The 18,615-nt window shown below is 68.5% G+C and carries 16 protein-coding genes, 1 other RNA gene and 1 pseudogene; 14 read left to right on the top strand and 4 right to left on the bottom strand.

Annotated features, from left to right (window positions below; translation table 11 throughout):
* Positions 1-20: 20 nt before the first annotated feature.
* Both AC5P56_RS08175 and AC5P56_RS08170 read right to left on the bottom strand, forming a co-directional pair.
* Positions 21-389, bottom strand: coding sequence for a YraN family protein (locus AC5P56_RS08175; protein ID WP_041864068.1), 369 nt, complete (start codon positions 387-389; stop codon positions 21-23).
* A complete protein-coding gene (locus AC5P56_RS08170) occupies positions 379-2,100 on the bottom strand; it encodes a penicillin-binding protein activator (RefSeq protein WP_032956659.1) in 1,722 nt (573 codons plus the stop codon). The genes AC5P56_RS08175 and AC5P56_RS08170 overlap by 11 nt, the downstream gene beginning before the upstream one ends.
* Before the next feature lie 81 nt (positions 2,101-2,181).
* Between AC5P56_RS08170 and rsmI the strand changes: the two genes are divergently transcribed.
* A complete protein-coding gene (gene rsmI / locus AC5P56_RS08165) occupies positions 2,182-3,000 on the top strand; it encodes a 16S rRNA (cytidine(1402)-2'-O)-methyltransferase (RefSeq protein ID WP_014645933.1) in 819 nt (272 codons plus the stop codon).
* Between the two features lie 126 nt (positions 3,001-3,126).
* Positions 3,127-3,478: RNase P RNA component class A (gene rnpB, locus AC5P56_RS08160), an RNA gene on the top strand.
* A gap of 88 nt (positions 3,479-3,566) precedes the next feature.
* On the opposite strand, the gene AC5P56_RS08155 is transcribed toward rnpB, so the two are convergent.
* The gene (locus tag AC5P56_RS08155) at positions 3,567-4,046 is read right to left on the bottom strand and encodes a DM13 domain-containing protein (protein WP_049405822.1); all 480 of its coding nucleotides are present in this window, start codon (positions 4,044-4,046) and stop codon (positions 3,567-3,569) included.
* Between the two features lie 359 nt (positions 4,047-4,405).
* Positions 4,406-5,206 (bottom strand): NRDE family protein, encoded by an 801-nt coding sequence (locus AC5P56_RS08150; RefSeq protein ID WP_495231529.1) that lies wholly within the window; start codon positions 5,204-5,206, stop codon positions 4,406-4,408.
* A 324-nt stretch (positions 5,207-5,530) separates the two neighbouring features.
* Here AC5P56_RS08150 and mraZ point away from each other — a divergent pair, with 324 nt between their 5' ends.
* The 12 genes and pseudogenes from mraZ to AC5P56_RS08090 all read left to right on the top strand — a co-directional run.
* The gene (gene mraZ, locus AC5P56_RS08145; protein ID WP_004143635.1) at positions 5,531-5,977 is read left to right on the top strand and encodes a division/cell wall cluster transcriptional repressor MraZ; all 447 of its coding nucleotides are present in this window, start codon (positions 5,531-5,533) and stop codon (positions 5,975-5,977) included.
* A 14-nt stretch (positions 5,978-5,991) separates the two neighbouring features.
* Complete coding sequence (gene rsmH, locus AC5P56_RS08140) at positions 5,992-6,960, top strand: 16S rRNA (cytosine(1402)-N(4))-methyltransferase RsmH (RefSeq protein ID WP_049440201.1); 969 nt, start codon at positions 5,992-5,994, stop codon at positions 6,958-6,960.
* Positions 6,957-7,220, top strand: coding sequence for a cell division protein FtsL (gene ftsL, locus AC5P56_RS08135; RefSeq protein WP_005415286.1), 264 nt, complete (start codon positions 6,957-6,959; stop codon positions 7,218-7,220). Before rsmH ends, ftsL begins: the two co-directional genes overlap by 4 nt.
* On the top strand, positions 7,217-9,061 hold the full coding sequence (locus tag AC5P56_RS08130; protein ID WP_014645937.1) for a peptidoglycan D,D-transpeptidase FtsI family protein: 1,845 nt from the start codon (positions 7,217-7,219) through the stop codon (positions 9,059-9,061). Before ftsL ends, AC5P56_RS08130 begins: the two co-directional genes overlap by 4 nt.
* Positions 9,058-10,566, top strand: a complete 1,509-nt coding sequence (locus AC5P56_RS08125) for a UDP-N-acetylmuramoyl-L-alanyl-D-glutamate--2,6-diaminopimelate ligase (protein ID WP_346601726.1) — start codon at positions 9,058-9,060, stop codon at positions 10,564-10,566. Before AC5P56_RS08130 ends, AC5P56_RS08125 begins: the two co-directional genes overlap by 4 nt.
* On the top strand, positions 10,563-11,957 hold the full coding sequence (locus AC5P56_RS08120) for a UDP-N-acetylmuramoyl-tripeptide--D-alanyl-D-alanine ligase (RefSeq protein WP_197605455.1): 1,395 nt from the start codon (positions 10,563-10,565) through the stop codon (positions 11,955-11,957). Before AC5P56_RS08125 ends, AC5P56_RS08120 begins: the two co-directional genes overlap by 4 nt.
* On the top strand, positions 11,947-13,032 hold the full coding sequence (gene mraY / locus AC5P56_RS08115) for a phospho-N-acetylmuramoyl-pentapeptide-transferase (RefSeq protein ID WP_004154219.1): 1,086 nt from the start codon (positions 11,947-11,949) through the stop codon (positions 13,030-13,032). The genes AC5P56_RS08120 and mraY overlap by 11 nt, the downstream gene beginning before the upstream one ends.
* Position 13,033: 1 nt before the next feature.
* Positions 13,034-14,359, top strand: a complete 1,326-nt coding sequence (gene ftsW, locus AC5P56_RS08110; RefSeq protein WP_014645940.1) for a putative lipid II flippase FtsW — start codon at positions 13,034-13,036, stop codon at positions 14,357-14,359.
* On the top strand, positions 14,356-15,444 hold the full coding sequence (murG, locus tag AC5P56_RS08105; RefSeq protein ID WP_049406067.1) for an undecaprenyldiphospho-muramoylpentapeptide beta-N-acetylglucosaminyltransferase: 1,089 nt from the start codon (positions 14,356-14,358) through the stop codon (positions 15,442-15,444). Before ftsW ends, murG begins: the two co-directional genes overlap by 4 nt.
* A 40-nt stretch (positions 15,445-15,484) precedes the next feature.
* On the top strand, positions 15,485-16,921 hold the full coding sequence (murC, locus tag AC5P56_RS08100; protein WP_049440198.1) for a UDP-N-acetylmuramate--L-alanine ligase: 1,437 nt from the start codon (positions 15,485-15,487) through the stop codon (positions 16,919-16,921).
* Positions 16,918-17,880, top strand: a complete 963-nt coding sequence (locus tag AC5P56_RS08095) for a D-alanine--D-alanine ligase (RefSeq protein WP_197605451.1) — start codon at positions 16,918-16,920, stop codon at positions 17,878-17,880. Before murC ends, AC5P56_RS08095 begins: the two co-directional genes overlap by 4 nt.
* Positions 17,877-18,554, top strand: a pseudogene (locus tag AC5P56_RS08090) (cell division protein FtsQ/DivIB); the annotation flags it as partial. The gene AC5P56_RS08095 and the pseudogene AC5P56_RS08090, both read left to right, overlap by 4 nt.
* Between the last annotated feature and the right edge of the window lie 61 nt (positions 18,555-18,615).

Raw genomic sequence — 18,615 nt, 5'->3', positions numbered from 1 at the left:
ACCAAGGCGGACAGTACACATCAGCAATCATCCAGCCGGAATGCGTCACGCAGCCAATGCAGCTGCGGCGGTTCGCCACTGGCTTCCACCACGTCGAAGCGGCAGGGCGCATTGGCCAGCGCGGGGTGGTCCTGCAGGTACAGCTGCGCGGCATGCGCCAGGCGCCGGCATTTGCGCGCATCGACTGAAGCGGCACCGCCACCGTACTCTGATCGCGCGCGATAGCGCACCTCCACGAACACCACGATGCCGGCATCGTCCATCACCAGGTCCAGTTCACCGCCGCGATAACGCACGTTGCGCGCGCGCGGCTGCAGTCCGGCCTGTTGCAGATGCTGCTCGGCGGCGGCTTCCACCGCCGAGCCACGTTGGCTGCGCTCAGCGACCACCGACGATCGGCATCGGCCGGCCGCCATTGAAGGTCGACCATGCCGGCTGGCGCAGGATGTTCCCGTTGCTGTCCAGGAACAGGGTGCCGGTGGCACCGTCCAGGCCGCCTTCGTTGGACAGCTTGTCCAGATAGGCGGTGATCTTCCAGGCGTCGGCGCCGAAGGCGAACAGGCGGCCGGCCGCACCGCGTGCGCTCGGCAGGGTGCTGGCCACCTGGCTGGCCGAGGGCAGGCCGGACACGCTGCGCACGTTCCAGGCTTCATTCGGGTAGACGATGCCGTCCAGGGCCACGTCTTCTTCCACCTTGCCGCTGCCGACGGTCAGCTGCGAGGTGCCGACGCGGGTGGCGCCACCGGCACCGGCCAGCGCCAGCTGCGGCGCCAGCAGGCGGGCCTGCGGTGCACGCACGGCGAGGAACACCGCATCGACCTGGCCGGCATTGCGCACCTGCGCGCCGACATCGCCAACGGCATCGCTGACGTTGAAGGTGGCCACCACCTGCCCACCGCGCTGTGCGAAGCGCTGCGCGAAGGCGGCGGCGGAACGGCGGCCGGTGTCGTCATTGCTGCTGATCACCAGTGCGCGGTTGCGTTCGCGGCCACGCAGGTATTCGGCGGCGACGATGCCGTCGTCTTCCGGTGCCAGCGAGAAACCGGCGCTGCCGGCCGGCGGTGCGTCCTTGCCACGGTTCAGGGCCAGCACCGGCACCTGCAGCTGCTGGCGGCCGTACACGGCGTCCACTTCGTCGCGGCCCAGCGGTCCGACCACGAAGTCGGCACCGGAGGCGACCGCCTTGTCATAGGCGGCGAGGGCACCGGCCGGGGTGCCGGCGGTGTCGAAGAAGTTGATGTCCGGACGGCGGCGGCTTTCACCGTAGTAGGCGCTCAACAGGCCATCGCGCACCGGCTGCGCGGCGGTGGCCAGGCGGCCGCTGAGCGGCAGCAGCACGGCCAGCTTGGCCGGCGGGCGGTAACCGTCGCTCATCGCCGGCGGGCGCTTGCTGGTGTCGAACTGGGCCGCGCCATCGCGGTCGAACGGGCGCGGCAGCGGCAGGCCGCGCGCGATCAGCGCACGGCCGGCGAAGTTGTACAGCGGGTCGTTGGCCGGCAGCGCGGCGGCACGGCTGCGCAGGGTGGCGTCGTCGAGGGTGCCGAGCAGGCCGGCGATGGCGGCCTGGTTCTCGCTGCGCGCGCTGCCGGTCAGGCCGGCATGGGCACGGGCGCGCTCGTTGGCGGCACCGAAGGCATCGCCGGTGCCCTGCAGGGCCTGGGCGCGGGCCAGCAGCCAGCGGGTGCGCAGGCCGACCGCAACGCTGTCGGCATGATCCTTCAGCAGGGCCAGCGCCTGCGCCGGCTGCTTGTCGGCCAGCGCCAGCTCGGCACCGGTCAGCTGGTAGCGCTGCAGGCTGGCGCCGGACAGCTGGCGGGCGGTGAGCTGGCCCAGCAGGCTGCGCGCGCGGGCACTGTCACCGGCCAGATGCCAGGCCCAGGCCGCATCGGCCAGTGCGTTGCTGCGGGCACCGCCACGCAGCGTGGCGGCCAGGCCTTCCAGCTGCAGTGCGGCGTCGCGCGGCTTGCCCTGTTCGATCAGCGCCAGCGCCTGGCCCTGGGCCGGCGAATCGGGGGTGCTGGTCAGGCTGGTGGTGGCACAACCGGCCAGCAGCATCAGCGACAACGACAGGGCGGAGAACCGTGCGGCGGGCTTGTTCATGATCGGGTCCATGCGATGAGGGCAGCGGCCTTGGCCGGGTACACGCTACGATTCTACCCTTGCCCCGTGAGTACCGCTGAAATGAGTGTCCCAACCCTGTACGTCGTCGCCACCCCGATCGGCAACCTGGCCGATCTGAGCCCGCGCGCGCAGGAGGTGCTGCGTTCGGTGGCGGCCATCTGTGCCGAGGACACCCGCCGCAGTGGCCAGCTGCTGTCCCATTTCGGCATCCAGCAACCACTGGTGGCCCTGCACGAACACAATGAAGAGGCCCTGGCGCAGCGCCTGGTCTCGCGCCTGCAGGCCGGCGAGTCGCTGGCGCTGGTCAGCGATGCCGGTACCCCGCTGGTCAGTGACCCCGGGTTCCGCCTGGTGCGTGCCGCGCGCGCGGCGGGCATCAAGGTCAGCCCGGTGCCCGGTGCCTGTGCCGCCATCGCCGCGCTGAGCGTGGCCGGCCTGCCCAGCGACCGTTTCAGTTTCGAGGGCTTCCTGCCGGCCAAGGCCAGCGGCCGCCGCGACCGCCTGCAGGCGCTGGCCGGCGAAGTGCGCACGATGGTGTTCTACGAATCGTCGCACCGCATCGCCGAATCGCTGGCCGACATGGCGGCGATCTTCGGTGGCGAACGCCCGGCGGTGCTGGCCCGCGAGCTGACCAAGCTGTTCGAGACCGTGCTCGATGGTGACCTGGCGGGCCTGCTGGCCAAGGTCGAGGCCGACGACAACCAGCGCAAGGGCGAGTTCGTGGTGATGGTGCAGGGCGCGGGTGATGACGAACAAGCGCAGCTGGCACATGGCCGCCGCGTCTACGCGAAGCTGAGCGAGCACCTGCCACCGTCCACCGCCGCCAAACTGGCCGCGGAACTGACCGGCGCGCCGCGCAAGGCGTTGTACGGTAGTTGATGGATTGCTGCAGCCACGCATGGCGTGGCGCTACTGCAGTAGATCCACGCCATGCGTGGATGGATGAACCGGACGCCGCGATCAGCACGGCAGGAAGGACCTGCGTACGCTAGAATATGCGCTGGCGGAGCCGGCCAGACAGTCGCGTCATCCCTTCGGGGGTGCCGAGGAAAGTCCGGGCTCCACAGGGCAAGGTGCCAGGTAACGCCTGGGCGGCGCAAGCCGACGGAAAGTGCAACAGAAAGATACCGCCTACGTCTTCTTCGGAAGGCCGGTAAGGGTGAAATGGTGCGGTAAGAGCGCACCGCGAGTCTGGCAACAGACCGGCACGGCAAACCCCACCTGGAGCAAGACCAAATAGGGATCCTTTGGCGCGGCCCGCGTTGGATCCGGGTAGGTTGCTTGAGCGTTGCGGTGACGTAACGCCTAGAGGAATGACTGTCCACGACAGAACCCGGCTTATCGGCCGGCTCCGCCTCCTTCTTCTTCCACGCATGGCGTGGAGCTACCGTGATTGCGGGGTCGGATCCCTTTCCGGAGGAAAGGGATCCGACCCCATGCTGTCCTCAGCCCGGCGTGCGGTACTGGCCGGCGGAAATGAACTGCGAGAAGCGCTCGCACCACACCACCACCGTGGTGTAGTCGTCCACGTCCACGTTCGCGGGCACATCCACCAGGAAGCGGTTGAATGTCTTCACCTCGCCGATGCGCTGGGCCTGCGCCTTGATCTTCAGGAAGTCGGCCTTGTTGTCGACGAAGTCGCGGACCAGGTAGACCTTGTAGTCCGGGCCCGGTCCCATCTTGCCGTCGAAGGCAACCTGGGTGGCGCTGACGCTGACCTTGCCTTCGGCCCAGTGCACCGCGTCGCTGCCTTTGAGGTCGCGACGGAAGGTGGTGCGATAGGTGGCGTCGTTCATCGCGGCCTGCACCTGCGTGACCGGCGGGTCATCGGGGGCGATCAGGATCGGCAGCAGATAGATGCCCAGGCCGAAGCCCAGGCCGAGAGCAAGCAGGTGGGTGGCGAACAGGATGAGAATGCGACGCATGGGGCCTCCTTGGGGTTGCGGTCGATGGCGCGGCGAGGTGCCGGGCGCGATCACCCTGGGAGGTCAGGGGCGACATTTATAGACACAGTGCCGATTGCGAAAAGGGCACAGTCGGATGGCTGTGATGCTGAAACCCCTGTGGCACGGACGGATCGTGGTCGCGGCTGGAAGCTGAATGACGTTTCAGGCCCGCTGCGATGACGACTGCCGTCGCGTGGATCGCGACAGCACGCTGCGGGTAGTGCCGGCCGCTGGCCGGCAACTTCATGCTGCATCCGAAGATCCAGAGGTTGCCGGCCAGCGGCCGGCACTACCCCCCCCCCGCCAAGAGCATCCGGCCAAGGGCCGTCATGACCGGGTCAGAAAATGACGTGGCTCTGGCCGCTGGGAGCGCCCTGCGGGCCGAAGCGGCGTTCGTGGATCTCGCCATGGCCGTCGGCGTCGATCAGCAGCACGGTGCTGGCGCGGGTGCCGTAGTCATCGCCACGGATGAAGGCCGGGCTCAGCCAGCGCTCGCGTTCCAGGCCGATGCCGGTGTCGGGCAGGTCGCTGTCGGCAGGGCGGTGTTCGTCGGCCAGGGCATTCCAGAGTGGGGTCAGGTCCGGGGTCAGGTCCGGGGTCAGATCCCTTTCGCCGTGCGAAAGGGATCTGACCCCGTCCTTTTGCAGCCAGGCTTCAAGGGCCGCCATCAGCCGCCGGGTCTTCGGCCAGGGTGCGTCCAGCGCGCCGTTGGACATGCCGTGCACGCCCGGGCCGAGGGTCTGCCGTTCGGCGGGATGGTTGCCGAGGTACTCCAGGCTGTCGCTATCGGCCAGCAACAGATTGAACGGGGCATAGGCGCCAGCCACGGTCGCCAATCGGTCGATATGCACGGCGGCCGGGTCGCGGCCGCGCAGGAAGTCGGCCACCAGCGCGCCCCGCGACGGGCCGGTCTGGGCCGCCAGCGGGTCGCGGACGTTGGTGACCACCGCCATCCGGCCCGAGGCGCCAACCCCGGCCCAGCCACCGCCGGAGCGCAGATCGCGCCCGCCGATGACGGACGTCTCATCCTGCCAGGGGGCCAGCGCCGCCGTCGGGCGGGCGTGGAACTCATCACGGTTGCCGGTCATCACCAGCCGCCAGCGCGGGTGGTGCATCCAGCCAAGAGCGAGCAGGCACATGGCCTCATTGTGCACGGTTTGCGCAGTCCGGCGCCGTTTCCGGCCCGTTCCGGATGAATGCGCGGCCGATGTTTCACGCCCTCTCCACGCCCCTGAACTTCCGTTCAATCTCAAAAATTGAGACGGATCAGCAACTTGTGGATAAGCCTTGAACAATTCTCTAAAGGTTGTTGCAAGCCATTGATGCGGCTGGCGATTTCCCCGCTGAAAAGTTGTTGACAACCCTCGGCCCGCTGCTAAGGTGGGCATCAGAGGGAAATCCGGGTGTTTTGTGGGTTTTCGTGGTTCAATGTTTCACCGGGCGAAGGACAAGGTGCAGGCGTCGTGTTCCAGGGCGAGACGGCCATCACAGTTGACGACAAAGGGCGCATGGCGGTTCCCACCGCTTACCGCGACCTCGTCGCGCGCGCCAGCAACAACCGTCTCGTGCTGACCTACAACCCGTTCGAAGCCGGCTGCCTGTGGCTGTATGCAGAGTCGGAATGGGAGCGGGTCCGCGACGATGTGATGTCCAAGCCCAACACCCAGCGCGTCGTGCGCCTGTTGCAGCAGAAGCTGGTCGGCTCGGCCGCCCATCTGGAACTGGACGGCAACGGTCGCATCAGCATCCCCGCCAGCCACCGCGGTGCGGTGGGCATTGAGAAGAAGGCGGTATTGCTCGGTATGGGCGACAAGTTCGAATTGTGGAGCGAGCAGGCGCATCGGGCCCTGATCCAGCAGACGTTGTCTGACGAGGATCTGGGTGATGGGTTGCTCGACCTGAAGTTGTGAGCCGGGGTGCCCGGATGCGCCCAGAAGCGCAGGCCGGTCACCTTCCGGTGTCGCAGTCGCCGGCGGTGCACCTGCCGGTCCTGTACACCCAGGTCCTTGAAGGCCTGAGGGTGATCGAAAACGGACGTTATCTGGATGGCACGTTCGGTCGTGGCGGTCATGCACGTGGCGTGCTCACCCAGCTCGGTCCCGGGGGGCGCCTGCTGGTCATGGACAAGGATCCGGAAGCCATCGCCGTTGCCGAGCGCGATTTCGCGCCGGACCCGCGCGTGTCCATCTTCCGGGGCAGCTTCGCCCAGCTGCTGCAGTGGGATGCGACGGCCGAAGGCCTGGACGGCGTGCTGTTCGACCTCGGCGTGTCGTCGCCGCAGCTGGACGTGGCCGAACGTGGCTTCAGCTTCGGCAAGGACGGCCCGCTGGACATGCGCATGGATCCGGACAGCGGTGAAAGCGCCGCGCAGTGGATCAACCGCGTCGAAGAGCGCGAGATCGCTGATGTGCTGTGGACCTACGGCGAAGAGCGCCAGAGCCGGCGCATCGCCCGCGCCATCGTGGCCCGCCGCGAGAAGCAGCCGTTCTCCCGCACCGCCGAACTGGCCGAGCTGATCGCCTCGGTGATGCCGCGTGGGAAGGACAAGATCCACCCGGCCACGCGCAGCTTCCAGGCCATCCGCATCCACATCAACCGCGAGCTGGCCGATCTGGAAGCCGGGCTCGATGCGGCGGTGGAACGGCTCAAGCCCGGTGGCCGCCTGGCGGTGATCAGCTTCCACTCGCTGGAAGACCGCATCGTCAAGCAGTACATGAACCGCCTGGCCAAGGCGCCGCCGGCCAACCGCCGGCTGCCCGAGGCGGTTGCGTTCGTGCCGACGCTGGACCTGATCGGCGGCGCCATCAAGGCCACCGACGAAGAGCTGGCCGCCAACCCGCGTGCCCGCAGCGCCGTGCTGCGCGTGGCACAGAAGCGGGGGGGCGATGCATGAGCCGGCTGCTGCTGATCATCCTGCTGGCCTGCACCGTCGCCTCGGCGATCGGCGTGGTGTTCGTGCGCCACCGCCACCGGCAGACCTTCATCGAGCTGTCGCGTGCCGAGCGCAAGCGCGATGACATCAACCTTGAGTTCGGCCGCCTGCAGCTGGAACAGGCCACCCTGGCCGAAGCCAACCGCGTGGACCGCATTGCCCGCGAGAAGCTGGGCATGAAGTTCCCCGAGGCCGCTGACATCGTGGTGGTGCGCCCATGAGCAAGACCGGCCGCAACCGCCCGCGCAACGCCTTCAACCTGCGCCAGCGCCTGCGCTGGGTCGCGCTGGCGCTTGGCCTGTGCTCGGTGTCGCTGGTGGGTCGCGCGGCCTACGTGCAGATCATCAACAGCGATTTCTACCAGCGCCAGGGCGAGGCCCGCTACCTGCGCGAGCTGCCGATCAAGACCTCGCGCGGCATGATCACCGACCGCAACGGCGAGCCGCTGGCGGTGTCCACCCCGGTCGCCTCGATCTGGGTCAACCCGCAGGACCTGCTGCGTTCGCCCGAGCGCATCCCGGAGCTGGCCCAGGCGGTCGGCATGTCGGTGGATGAGCTGAGCAGCCGCCTGTCGCAGAAGTCGGACAAGGAATTCATGTACCTGCGCCGCCGGATCAATCCGGACGAGGCAGAGAAGGTGGTCGCGCTGAAGATTCCGGGCGTGGCCGCGCAGCGCGAGTTCCGCCGCTTCTACCCGCAGGGCGAAGCGATGGCGCACGTGCTGGGCTTCACCAACATCGACGACCGCGGCCAGGAAGGCCTGGAACTGGCGTTCGACGAATGGCTGCGCGGCAAGGCCGGTGCCAAGCGGGTGATCCGCAACCGCAAGGGCGAGACCGTCGAAAGCGATCTGCTGCGCGCCGCCGAGCCGGGCAAGGACCTGACCCTCAGCATCGACCGCCGCATCCAGTACCTGGCCTTCAAGGAACTGCGCAACGCGCTGGTGGCCAACAAGGCGGCCGGTGGTTCGATGGTGATCATGGACGTGACCACCGGCGAGATCCTGGCCATGGTCAACCTGCCGACCTACAACCCGAACTCGCTGACCGGCGCGATCCCCGATACGCGCCGCAACCGCGCGGTGACCGACCTGGTCGAGCCGGGTTCGACGATGAAGCCGCTGACCATCGCCACCGCGCTGCAGGCCGGTGCGGTGACCAAGGACACCATCATCGACACCAACCCGGGCTACATGACCCTGGGCCGCTTCACCATCCGCGACGTGCCGCGCAACAACGGTGTGCTCAACGTGACCGGCGTGATCACCCGCAGTTCGAACGTGGGTGCGGCCAAGGTTGCGGCGAAGATGCCGGACCAGACCTTCTACGACGGCGTGCGCCGCTTCGGCTATGGCTCGGCGCCGCACAGCGGTTTCCCGGGTGAATCGGCCGGCGTGGTGATGCGTCCGGCACGCTGGTCGGGTACCACCAAGACCACCATGTCCTATGGCTACGGCCTGTCGGTCACGCCGCTGCAGATTGCCACCGCGTACTCGGCGCTGGCCAACGGCGGGCGCCTGATCGCGCCGACCTTCGTCAAGGGCCAGCGCAATGAAGGCCAGCAGATCATCGACGAGAACGTCGCCCGGCAGGTGGTGGCGATGATGGAAACGGTGGTCACCCAGGGCGGCGCCAAGCAGGCGGCGGTGCTGGGTTACCGCGTGGCCGGCAAGACCGGCACCGCGCGCAAGGCCGGCCCGGGCGGTTATGAGCGCGGCCATTACAACGCGCTGTTCGCCGGCGTGGTGCCGGCCACCAACCCGCGTTTCGCTACCGTCATCGTCATCAACGACCCGCAGGCCGGCAAGTTCTACGGCGGCCTGGTGTCGGCGCCGGTCTACCACAACGTGATGGAAGGCACCCTGCGCCTGATGGACGTGCCGCTGGACGACCTGCAGTCGTGGCTGGCCGCACAGCAGTCGGGCAAGGTCGGCCATTCGGCCTCGATCCTGCCTGCGCCGCCGGCCGAGACCGCGCTGCCGGTCGATGCCGCCGCTGAATTCGACGCTGCGCTGCCAAGCGCGCAAGCCCAGACGCCGCCCGCTACGGGAGGCACGCAATGAGTCCTTCGATGTTGCTTTCGCAGTTGCTTCCGGACGTGGCCCTGGCGGGTCATGATCCCGTTCTGACCGGCCTGGTGCTGGACAGCCGTGCCGTGCGCCCCGGTAACGCCTTCGTCGCCATCGCCGGTTTCGGCGCGCATGGCCTGGGCTTTGTCGAGCAGGCGCGCGCTGCCGGTGCCAGTGCCATCCTGTTCGAACCGCCGGCACCGGCCGATCTGCCGGCCCCGGCCGATGCGATCGCCGTGCCGGGCCTGCGCGCGCGCATGGGCGCGATGGCCGACCAGTTCCATGGCGCGCCATCGCGGGCGATGGCGATGGTCGGCGTGACCGGCACCAACGGCAAGACCTCCACCGTGCAGCTGCTGGCCCAGGCCTGGCATCTGCTCGGAACGCCCAGTGGCAGTATCGGCACGCTGGGTGCCGGACTTTATGGTGCGGTCGAGCCGACCGGCTTCACCACGCCGCTGGTGCTGCAGATGCATGCGCTTCTGGCGCAGCTGCGCGACGCCGGTGCGCGCGCGGTGGCGATGGAAGTCAGCTCGCATGCGCTGGACCAGGGCCGCGTGGACGCCGTGCACTACGACGTGGCGGTGTTCACCAACCTCACCCGCGACCATCTGGACTACCACGGTGACATGGCCAGCTACGGGGCGGCCAAGGCGCGGCTGTTCCATCGCCCGGGCCTGAAGGCCTCGGTGATCAATCTGGACGATGCCTTCGGCCGGCAGCTGTTCGCGGGCCTGCCGGCCGGCGTGCAGGCGATCGGGCTGAGCTCGCGTGGTGCCACTGACGCCAGCGTGCGCGCCGAGGCACTGCAGCTGGACGGTCGTGGCATCGCCTTCGAGCTGGTCATCGACGGCCAGCGCGCGGCGGTGCAGTCGCCGCTGCTGGGCCGCTTCAACGTGGACAACCTGCTGGCCGTGGCCGGTACCCTGCACGCGCAGGGCCAGCCGCTGCCGCGTATCGCCGAAGTGCTGTCGGCGCTGCAGCCGATCCGCGGCCGCATGAACCGCTTGGGCGGTGAAGACGGACTGCCGACGGTGGTGGTCGACTACGCGCACACCCCGGATGCGCTGGAACAGGCGCTGGACAGCCTCCACGGGCACCTGCAGGGCACGCTGTTCTGCGTGTTCGGCTGCGGCGGCGAGCGCGACACCGGCAAGCGCCCGCAGATGGCGGCGATTGCCGAGCGCCTGGCCAACCAGGTCATCGTCACCGACGACAACCCGCGTGGCGAGGATGGCGACGTGATCGTGGCCGACATCCTGGCCGGCTTCCAGAACGCCGATGCCGTGACCGTGCAGCGCAGCCGCGCGCGTGCGATCGGCCTGGCGGTGAAGCGTGCCGGTGCAGGCGACATCATCCTGATCGCAGGCAAGGGCCACGAGCCGTACCAGGAAGTGAATGGCGTGCGCCATGACTTCGACGACACCGAAGTGGCCGCCGCTGCACTGGCGGCCAAGGCCGGTGTGCTCAGCGCGCAGGCCGGGGAGGGCGCCGCATGAAGCGCACCCTGCTTTCGCTGATCGCACACTGGGCCGGCGGCGAGATCCACGGCGACGACGTGGCCATCGATGCGGTCAGCAATGACACCCGCAATCTCGGTCCGGGCAGTCTGTATGTGGCGCTGCGCGGCGAGCGTTTCGACGGCCATGACTTCGCGGCCGACGCGCAGGCGCGCGGTGCCAGTGCGCTGCTGGTCGAGCACCTGCTGCCGGTCGAACTGCCGCAGGTGCTGGTGGCCGACAGCGAACTGGCGCTGGCGAAGATCGCCACCGGCATGCAGCGTGACCGTGGCACCGAGGTGTTCGCGATCACCGGCAGCAATGGCAAGACCAGCGTGAAGAGCCTGCTGCTGTCGATCCTGCAGCAAGTGGCCCAGCACGCGCACAAGGTGGTCTACGCCAACCCGGGCAACCGCAACAACGAGATCGGCCTGCCGCTGGCGGTGATCGATGCGCCGGAAGATGCCGACTACGCCGTCTACGAGATGGGCGCCGGCAAGCCGGGCGACATCGCCTACCTGACCGAGATCGCCCGCCCGCGTTATGCGCTGGTCAACAACATCGCCCCGGCGCACCTGGAACGTATGGGCAGCCTGCTCGGCGTGGCGGTGACCAAGGGCGCGATCTACGCCGCGCTGCCGGCCGATGGCGTGGCGGTGATCAACGCCGACGATGCCTATGGCCGCTGGTTCGAACAGCATTTCATCAGCACCCCGGCGCGTTGCCGCGTGCTGCGCTATGGCCTGGAACACTCGGCGGACGTGACCGCGCGCGATATCCGCGCCGGTGCGCAGGGCAGCCAGTTCACTCTGGTCGCACCGGCCGGCGAAGCCCGCGTGGTGCTGGGCCTGCCGGGTCGCCACAACGTCAGCAATGCGCTGGCCGCCGCCAGCCTGGCGCTGGCCGCCGGTGTCGATCTGGCGCTGATTGCCGCCGGCCTGGCCGAAGCGCAGCCGGTGCCGGGTCGCCAGATCGCCCATCAGCTGCGCAATGGCGCGGTGCTGGTGGATGACAGCTACAACGCCAACCCCGGGTCGCTGGCCGCAGCCATCGATGCCCTGGCCGCGGCGCCGGAAGAGGGCTGGCTGGTGCTGGGCGACATGCGCGAGCTGGGCCCGGACGCGGAAGCGCTGCATGCGCAGGCCGGCATCCGCGCACGTGCTGCCGGCCTGAAGCGCCTGTATGCACTGGGCCCGCTCAGCGCCGCTGCCGCCTCCGCCTTCGGCGAAGGCGGCCGCCATTTCGCCACCCACGACGCGCTGTCGCAGGCGCTGAAGGACGAGCTGCACGCCGGCGTGCGCTGCCTGGTCAAGGGTTCCCGTGGCAGCGCCATGGACACGATTGTCAAAGCGCTGCTGGCGCAAGGAGAGGAATCCCCGCATGTTGTATGAACTGGCTCGATGGTTGCAGCAGTTGGAGAGCCTGTTCGGGCTGTTCAACTACCAGACGTTCCGCGCCATCCTTGCCGCGCTGACGGCCCTGTTCCTGTCGCTGTGGCTGGGCCCGGCGATGATCCGCAAGCTCGCCCAGTTCAAGGGCGGCCAGCCGATCCGCAAGGACGGTCCGCAGACCCATTTCTCCAAGGCCGGCACGCCGACCATGGGCGGTTCGCTGATCCTGCTCACCATCACCCTGTCGGTGCTGATGTGGGCCGACCTGCGCAACCGCTACGTGTGGCTGGTGCTGGCGGTGATGCTGTGCTTCGGCGCCATCGGCTGGTATGACGACTGGATCAAGATCGTCCGCCGTGACCCGAACGGCCTGAAGTCGCGCTGGAAGTACCTGCTGCAGTCGATCTTCGGCCTGGCTGCGGGCCTGTTCCTGTTCTACACGGCCGACGTGCCGGCAGCGCTGACCTTCTACATCCCGATGTTCAAGTCGGTCGCGCTGCCGCTGGCCGGCATCGGCTTCGTGGCCATCGCCTACTTCTGGATCGTCGGTTTCTCCAACGCGGTGAACCTGACCGACGGCCTGGACGGCCTGGCGATCATGCCCACCGTGCTGGTGGCCTGCGCGCTGGGCGTGTTCGCCTATGCCTCGGGCAACGTGGTGTTCGCCAACTACCTGCAGATCCCGCAGATCCCGGGCGCCGGCGAGCTGGTCATCATCTGTGCGGCCATCGCCGGCGCGGGCCTGGGCTTCCTCTGGTTCAACACCTACCCGGCCATGGTCTTCATGGGCGACATCGGCGCACTGGCACTGGGTGCGGTGCTGGGCACGATCGCGGTGATCACCCGCCAGGAGCTGGTGCTGGTGATCATGGGCGGCGTGTTCGTCATCGAAACGCTGTCGGTGATGATCCAGGTCGCCTCGTTCAAGCTGACCGGCAAGCGCGTGTTCCGCATGGCGCCGATCCACCACCATTTCGAACTGAAGGGCTGGCCGGAGCCGCGCGTGATCGTGCGTTTCTGGATCATCTCCGTTGTGCTCGTGCTGATCGGCCTGGCCACGTTGAAGGTGCGCTGAGATGAACGACCTGTCCCGCCAGGCAACACGCCTTGAAGCCATCGAAGGCAGCTACGACAAGTGGCTGCTGGGCGCGATCATCGCGCTCACCGGTGTCGGCGTGGTGATGGTGGCCTCCAGCTCGATCGCGCTGATGAGCAGCCCGTTCTATTACCTCAACCGCCACCTGATCTTCCTGGCGGTGGGTATCGTGCTGGCGGTCATTGCCGCCCGCACCGAGCTGAAGTCGATCGAGCAGTACAACCAGATGCTGCTGCTGGGCTGCTTCGTACTGCTGCTGGCGGTGTTCGCACCGGGACTGGGCAGCACGGTCAACGGTGCGCGCCGCTGGATCAACCTGGGCATTTCCAAGTTCCAGACGGTCGAAGCGGTGAAAGTGCTCTACATCGTCTGGCTGTCGAGCTACCTGGTACGTTTCCGCGACGAGGTCAATGCGACCTGGCCGGCAATGCTCAAGCCGCTGGGCGTGGCCGGTGCGCTGGTGGTGCTGCTGCTGCTGCAGCCGGACTTCGGTTCCTCGACCCTGCTGCTGGCGATCACCGCCGGCATGCTGGTGCTGGGCGGGGTGAACATGCCGCGCATGTCGATGCCGGTGATCATCGGCCTGGTCGGCATGAGCGCGCTGGCGATCATCGAGCCGTACCGCATGCGCCGCATCACCTCCTTCCTGGACCCGTGGGCCGACCAGCAGGGCGACGGCTACCAGCTGTCCAACGCGCTGATGGCGGTGGGCCGTGGTGAATGGACCGGCGTCGGCCTGGGCAACTCCGTGCAGAAGCTGTACTACCTGCCCGAAGCGCACACCGACTTCATCTTCTCGGTCACCGCCGAGGAATTCGGTTTCCTGGGTACCTGCGTGATCGTGGCGCTGTATGCGCTGCTGGTCGGCCGCACCTTCTGGCTGGGCATGCGCTGCGTGGAAATGAAGCGCCACTTCTCCGGCTACATCGCCTTCGGCATCGGCCTGTGGATCAGCATGCAGACCTTCGTCTCGATCGGCGTGAACCTGGGCATCCTGCCGACCAAGGGCCTGACCCTGCCGCTGATCTCCTCCGGCGGTTCGTCGGTGCTGATGACCTGCGTGGCGATGGGCCTGCTGCTGCGCGTGTCGTATGAACTCAAGCGCGCCGAGCGCCGCCAGGCCGTGCGCATCGGTGGCGCCGAAGACGCCGCAGCCGAACCGATGGACAAGCCCGCCGCAGCGGTGGACGCCAGCGTGCCGATGCGTGCCGAGCCGGTCGCACCCGCGTCCGCTGCAGCGAGCGCCGCACGTGGCACCAGCCGCCTGCAGTCGCGCATCGAACCGACCTTCGGGAGGCTGTCATGAGTGCAGCCACCGAGAGTGGGCGCCCGGTGATGATCCTGGCCGGAGGCACCGGCGGTCACATCTTCCCCGGCCTGGCCGTGGCCCGCGTGCTGCGCCAGCGCGGCGTGCCGGTGACCTGGATGGGCGCCGACGGTGCGATGGAAACCCGCCTGGTGCCGCAGCACGACATCGCCATCGATACGCTGGCCATCACTGGCCTGCGCGGCAAGGGCAAGCTGGCCCTGCTGGCGGCGCCGTGGCGGCTGATGCGCGCGCTGCGCGCGGCCGGGCTCATCATCCGCCAGCGCCAGCCGCGCGCGGTGGTCGCCTTCGGTGGCTTTGCCTCCGGCCCCGGTGGCATGGCCACGCGCCTGCATGGCCTGCCGCTGATCGTGCATGAGCAGAACCGTGCGCCGGGCCTGACCAACCGCATCCTGTCACGTTATGCGCGTCGCCTGCTGACCGGTTTCCCGGGCACCTTCGCCAAGGGCGAGGAGTTCGTCGGTAACCCGGTGCGCGCGGAAATCGCTGCCATCGCGCCGCCGGAACAGCGCTTCGCCGACCGGCAGGGCCCGCTGCGCGTGCTGGTGGTGGGCGGCAGCCAGGGCGCGCGTGCCCTCAATACCGGCGTGCCGCAGGCGATTGCCGCGCTGGGCGCCGGCCTGCCGGTGCAGGTGCGCCACCAGAGCGGCGAGAAGATGCATGCCGAAGCGGTGGAGGCTTACGCCAAGGCCGGTGTGCAGGCGGAAATCACGCCGTTCATCGCCGACATGGCCGAAGCCTTCGCCTGGGCTGACCTGGTTGTCTGCCGCGCCGGCGCGTCCACGCTGGCCGAGCTGTGCGCGGTCGGTGTCGGCAGCGTGCTGGTGCCATTCCCCGCTGCCGTCGACGATCACCAGACCCGCAACGCGGAGTACCTGGTCGAGCGCGGCGCGGCGGTGTTGCTGAAGCAGGACGGAACGCTGGCCGACGGCATTGCCGCACTGCTGCGCGATCTGTCCGAAAATCCCGCCCGCCGCATGCAGATGGCGCAAGCCGCGCGTGCCCTGGCCAAGGTCGATGCCGCCGAGCGCATCGCCGATATCATTCTCGAGGAAGCTGTATGAAGAAGGCATGCCACCGCGCCTGCCCTGCGCGAGGCCGCGCATGATCCGCCGCCTGCACGACACCAACGACCTGGTGCGCGCGTTCCCGCGCGTGCATTTCGTCGGCATCGGCGGCACCGGCATGAGCGGTATCGCCGAAGTGATGCTGACGCTGGGCTATGAAGTGTCCGGCTCGGACAACGCCGACAACGTGGCGACCCGCCGCCTGGCCAGCCTGGGTGCGCGCATCATGCGCGGCCACTCCGCGGCCAACGTGCTGGGCACCGACTGCGTGGTGGTCTCCAGTGCCATCCGCGAAGACAACCCGGAACTGATGGAAGCACGCAGCCAGCGCATTCCGATCATGCCGCGTGCGGCGATGCTGGCCGAGCTGATGCGCTTCCGCCGCGGCATCGCCGTGGCCGGTACCCATGGCAAGACCACCACCACCAGCCTGACCGCTGCGGTGCTGAGCGAAGGTGGCCTGGACCCGACGTTCGTGATCGGTGGCCAGCTGCTGGCCGCCGGTGCCAACGCCAAGCTGGGTGGCGGGCAGTGGCTGGTGGCCGAGGCTGATGAAAGCGATGGCAGCTTCCTGCGCCTGAACCCGCTGATGTCGATCATCACGAACATCGATGCCGACCACCTGGAAAACTACGGCAACGATTTCGCCCGCGTGCAGGCGGCGTTTGCCGAGTTCCTGCAGCGCCTGCCGTTCTACGGCCTGGCGGTACTGTGCATCGATGATCCGGAAGTCGCCGCGCTGGCCGCCAGGACCCCGCGCCACGTGATGAGCTACGGCATGAGCCCGCAGGCCGACGTGCGCGCCGAGAACGTGGTGCAGGAAGGGTCGCGCATGCGCTTCACCCTGCGCCTGCCGCAGGGCACCAGCCAGGAAGTGGTGCTGGCGCTGCCGGGCAGGCACAACGTGCTCAACGCGCTGGCCGCCGCTGCGGTGGGCTGGCAGCTGGGCGTGGCCCCGGACGCGATCGCACGCGCGCTGGAGGGCTTCGCCGGTGTCGGCCGTCGCTTCAACGATCTGGGCGAGGTGACCACCGCCAGTGGCGCCAAGGTCCGCATCATCGACGACTATGGCCATCACCCGAGCGAGCTGGAGGCAGTGTTCGCCGCCGCTCGTGGTGGCTGGGCCGACAAGCGCCTGGTGGTGGCCTTCCAGCCGCACCGCTACAGCCGTACCCGCGACCAGTTCGACAAGTTCGCCGCCGTGCTGTCGAGCGTTGATGCGCTGGTGCTGAGCGAGGTCTACCCGGCCGGTGAAGAACCGATTGCCGGCGCCGACTCGCACGCGCTGGCCCGTGCCATCCGCGCGCGTGGCCGCAGTGAGCCGGTGGTGGTGGGCAAGGCCGCCGAGCTGGCCAGCGTGCTGCCGGACGTGCTGCAGGACGGTGACCTGCTGCTGATGATGGGCGCCGGCGACATCGGTGCCGTGGCCACCCATATCGCGGTGGAAGGTTTCAAGGGGGAGGGCCAGGTGTGAGCAAGCTGACCTTCCCGCCGCTGCGCGTGACCGACCCGGCCGAGTTCGGCCGCGTCGCCGTGCTGCTGGGCGGCAGTTCCAGCGAACGCGAGGTGTCGCTGGATTCGGGCCGCAACGTGCTCGAAGCCCTGCAGTCGCGTGGCGTCGATGCGTTCGCGGTGGACGGCATTCCGGCGCTCGCCAGCGCGCTCGCCGCCGGTGGCATCGATCGCGTCTTCAACATCCTGCACGGCCACAACGGTGGCGGTGAGGACGGCATCGTGCAGGGCCTGATGGACGCCTTCGGCGTGCCGTACACCGGCTCGAACGTGCTGGGTTCGGCGCTGAGCATGGACAAGATCCGCACCAAGCAGGTGTGGCTGTCGCTGGGCCTGCCGACCCCGCAGTACCGCAAGGTCACTGCCGAGGACGTGCACGCCAATGCCGCCGAACTCGGCCTGCCGGTGGTGGTGAAGCCGGCCAACGAAGGCTCCAGCGTGGGCATCAGCCGGGTCACCGATGACGCCGGGCTGGATGAAGCGGTGGCCCTGGCCGCGCGCTACGACGGCCAGCTGCTGATGGAGCAGATGGTGGTCGGCGACGAATTGACCGTGGCCATCCTTGGCGACGTCGCACTGCCGTCGATCCGCATCGTGCCCAAGGGCCAGTGGTACGACTACAACGCCAAGTACATCGCCGAGGACACCCAGTACCTGTGTCCGGGCCTGGACGGTGGCGACGAAGAGGACATCCGGCGCATCGCGCTGGCCGCGTTCCGTGCCGCCGGGTGCCGTGGCTGGGGCCGCGTGGACGTGATGCGCGATCGCGACAGCGGCCGTTTCTTCCTGCTGGAAGTGAACACCGCGCCGGGCATGACCAGCCATTCGCTGGTGCCCAAGGCGGCCCGCCAGGCCGGCATCGGTTTCGAGGAACTGGTGTGGCGCGTGCTGGAACAGACCCTGGAGGCCTCGCACGCATGAACGCGGTGCTGCGCATCTTCGTCTGGCTGTTGGCGCTGTCGGTGGTTGCACTGCCGGTGGTGGCCGTAGTCAATGGCTGGGTCGGCGCCGAGCGCTGGCCGCTGGCGAAGCTGCGCGTGCATGGTGAGTTCAAGCGGGTGCCGGCCGAACAGCTGCAGCAGGTGCTGCTGCCGTATGCGCGCGCCGGTTTCTTCGCGGTCAAGCTGCAGGACGCGCAGGACGCCCTGGAGAAGCTGCCGTGGGTGGAAAGCGCGCAGGTCCGCAAGCAGTGGCCGGACGTGCTGGAAGTGACCCTGGTCGAGCACAAGCCGTTCGCCCGCTGGGGTACCGACCGCCTGGTGTCCGAGCAGGGCAAGCTGTTCCCCACGCCGAAGAAGCTGTCCGACCTGGCGCTGCCGGAGCTGGATGGCCCGGACAGCCAGACCGCGGAAGTGATGAAGCTGTACAGCGACTCGCGTGCATTGTTCGCACCGGCCGGCGTCGATGTGCGCCGGGTGACGATGGACGCACGCGGCAGCTGGTCGCTGGTGCTGAGCAACGGCACCGAAGTGGTGGTCGGCCGCGACGACGCGCGCTCGCGCATGCAGCGCTTCGTCAAGGTACTGCCGCAGCTCAACCGTCAGGACGCGCCGATCGAGCGCGCCGACCTCCGTTACACCAATGGTTTCACGCTGAGCTGGGGTACCCCGGCCACGCCGGCGAAAACGCCGGCGACCCCGGCCAGAAGCACGCAGG

This window comes from Stenotrophomonas sp. YJH_SMC_131 (assembly GCF_059367975.1).
Note: the sequence above shows the minus strand (reverse complement) of the source record. Positions and strands in the feature narration are given on the sequence as shown.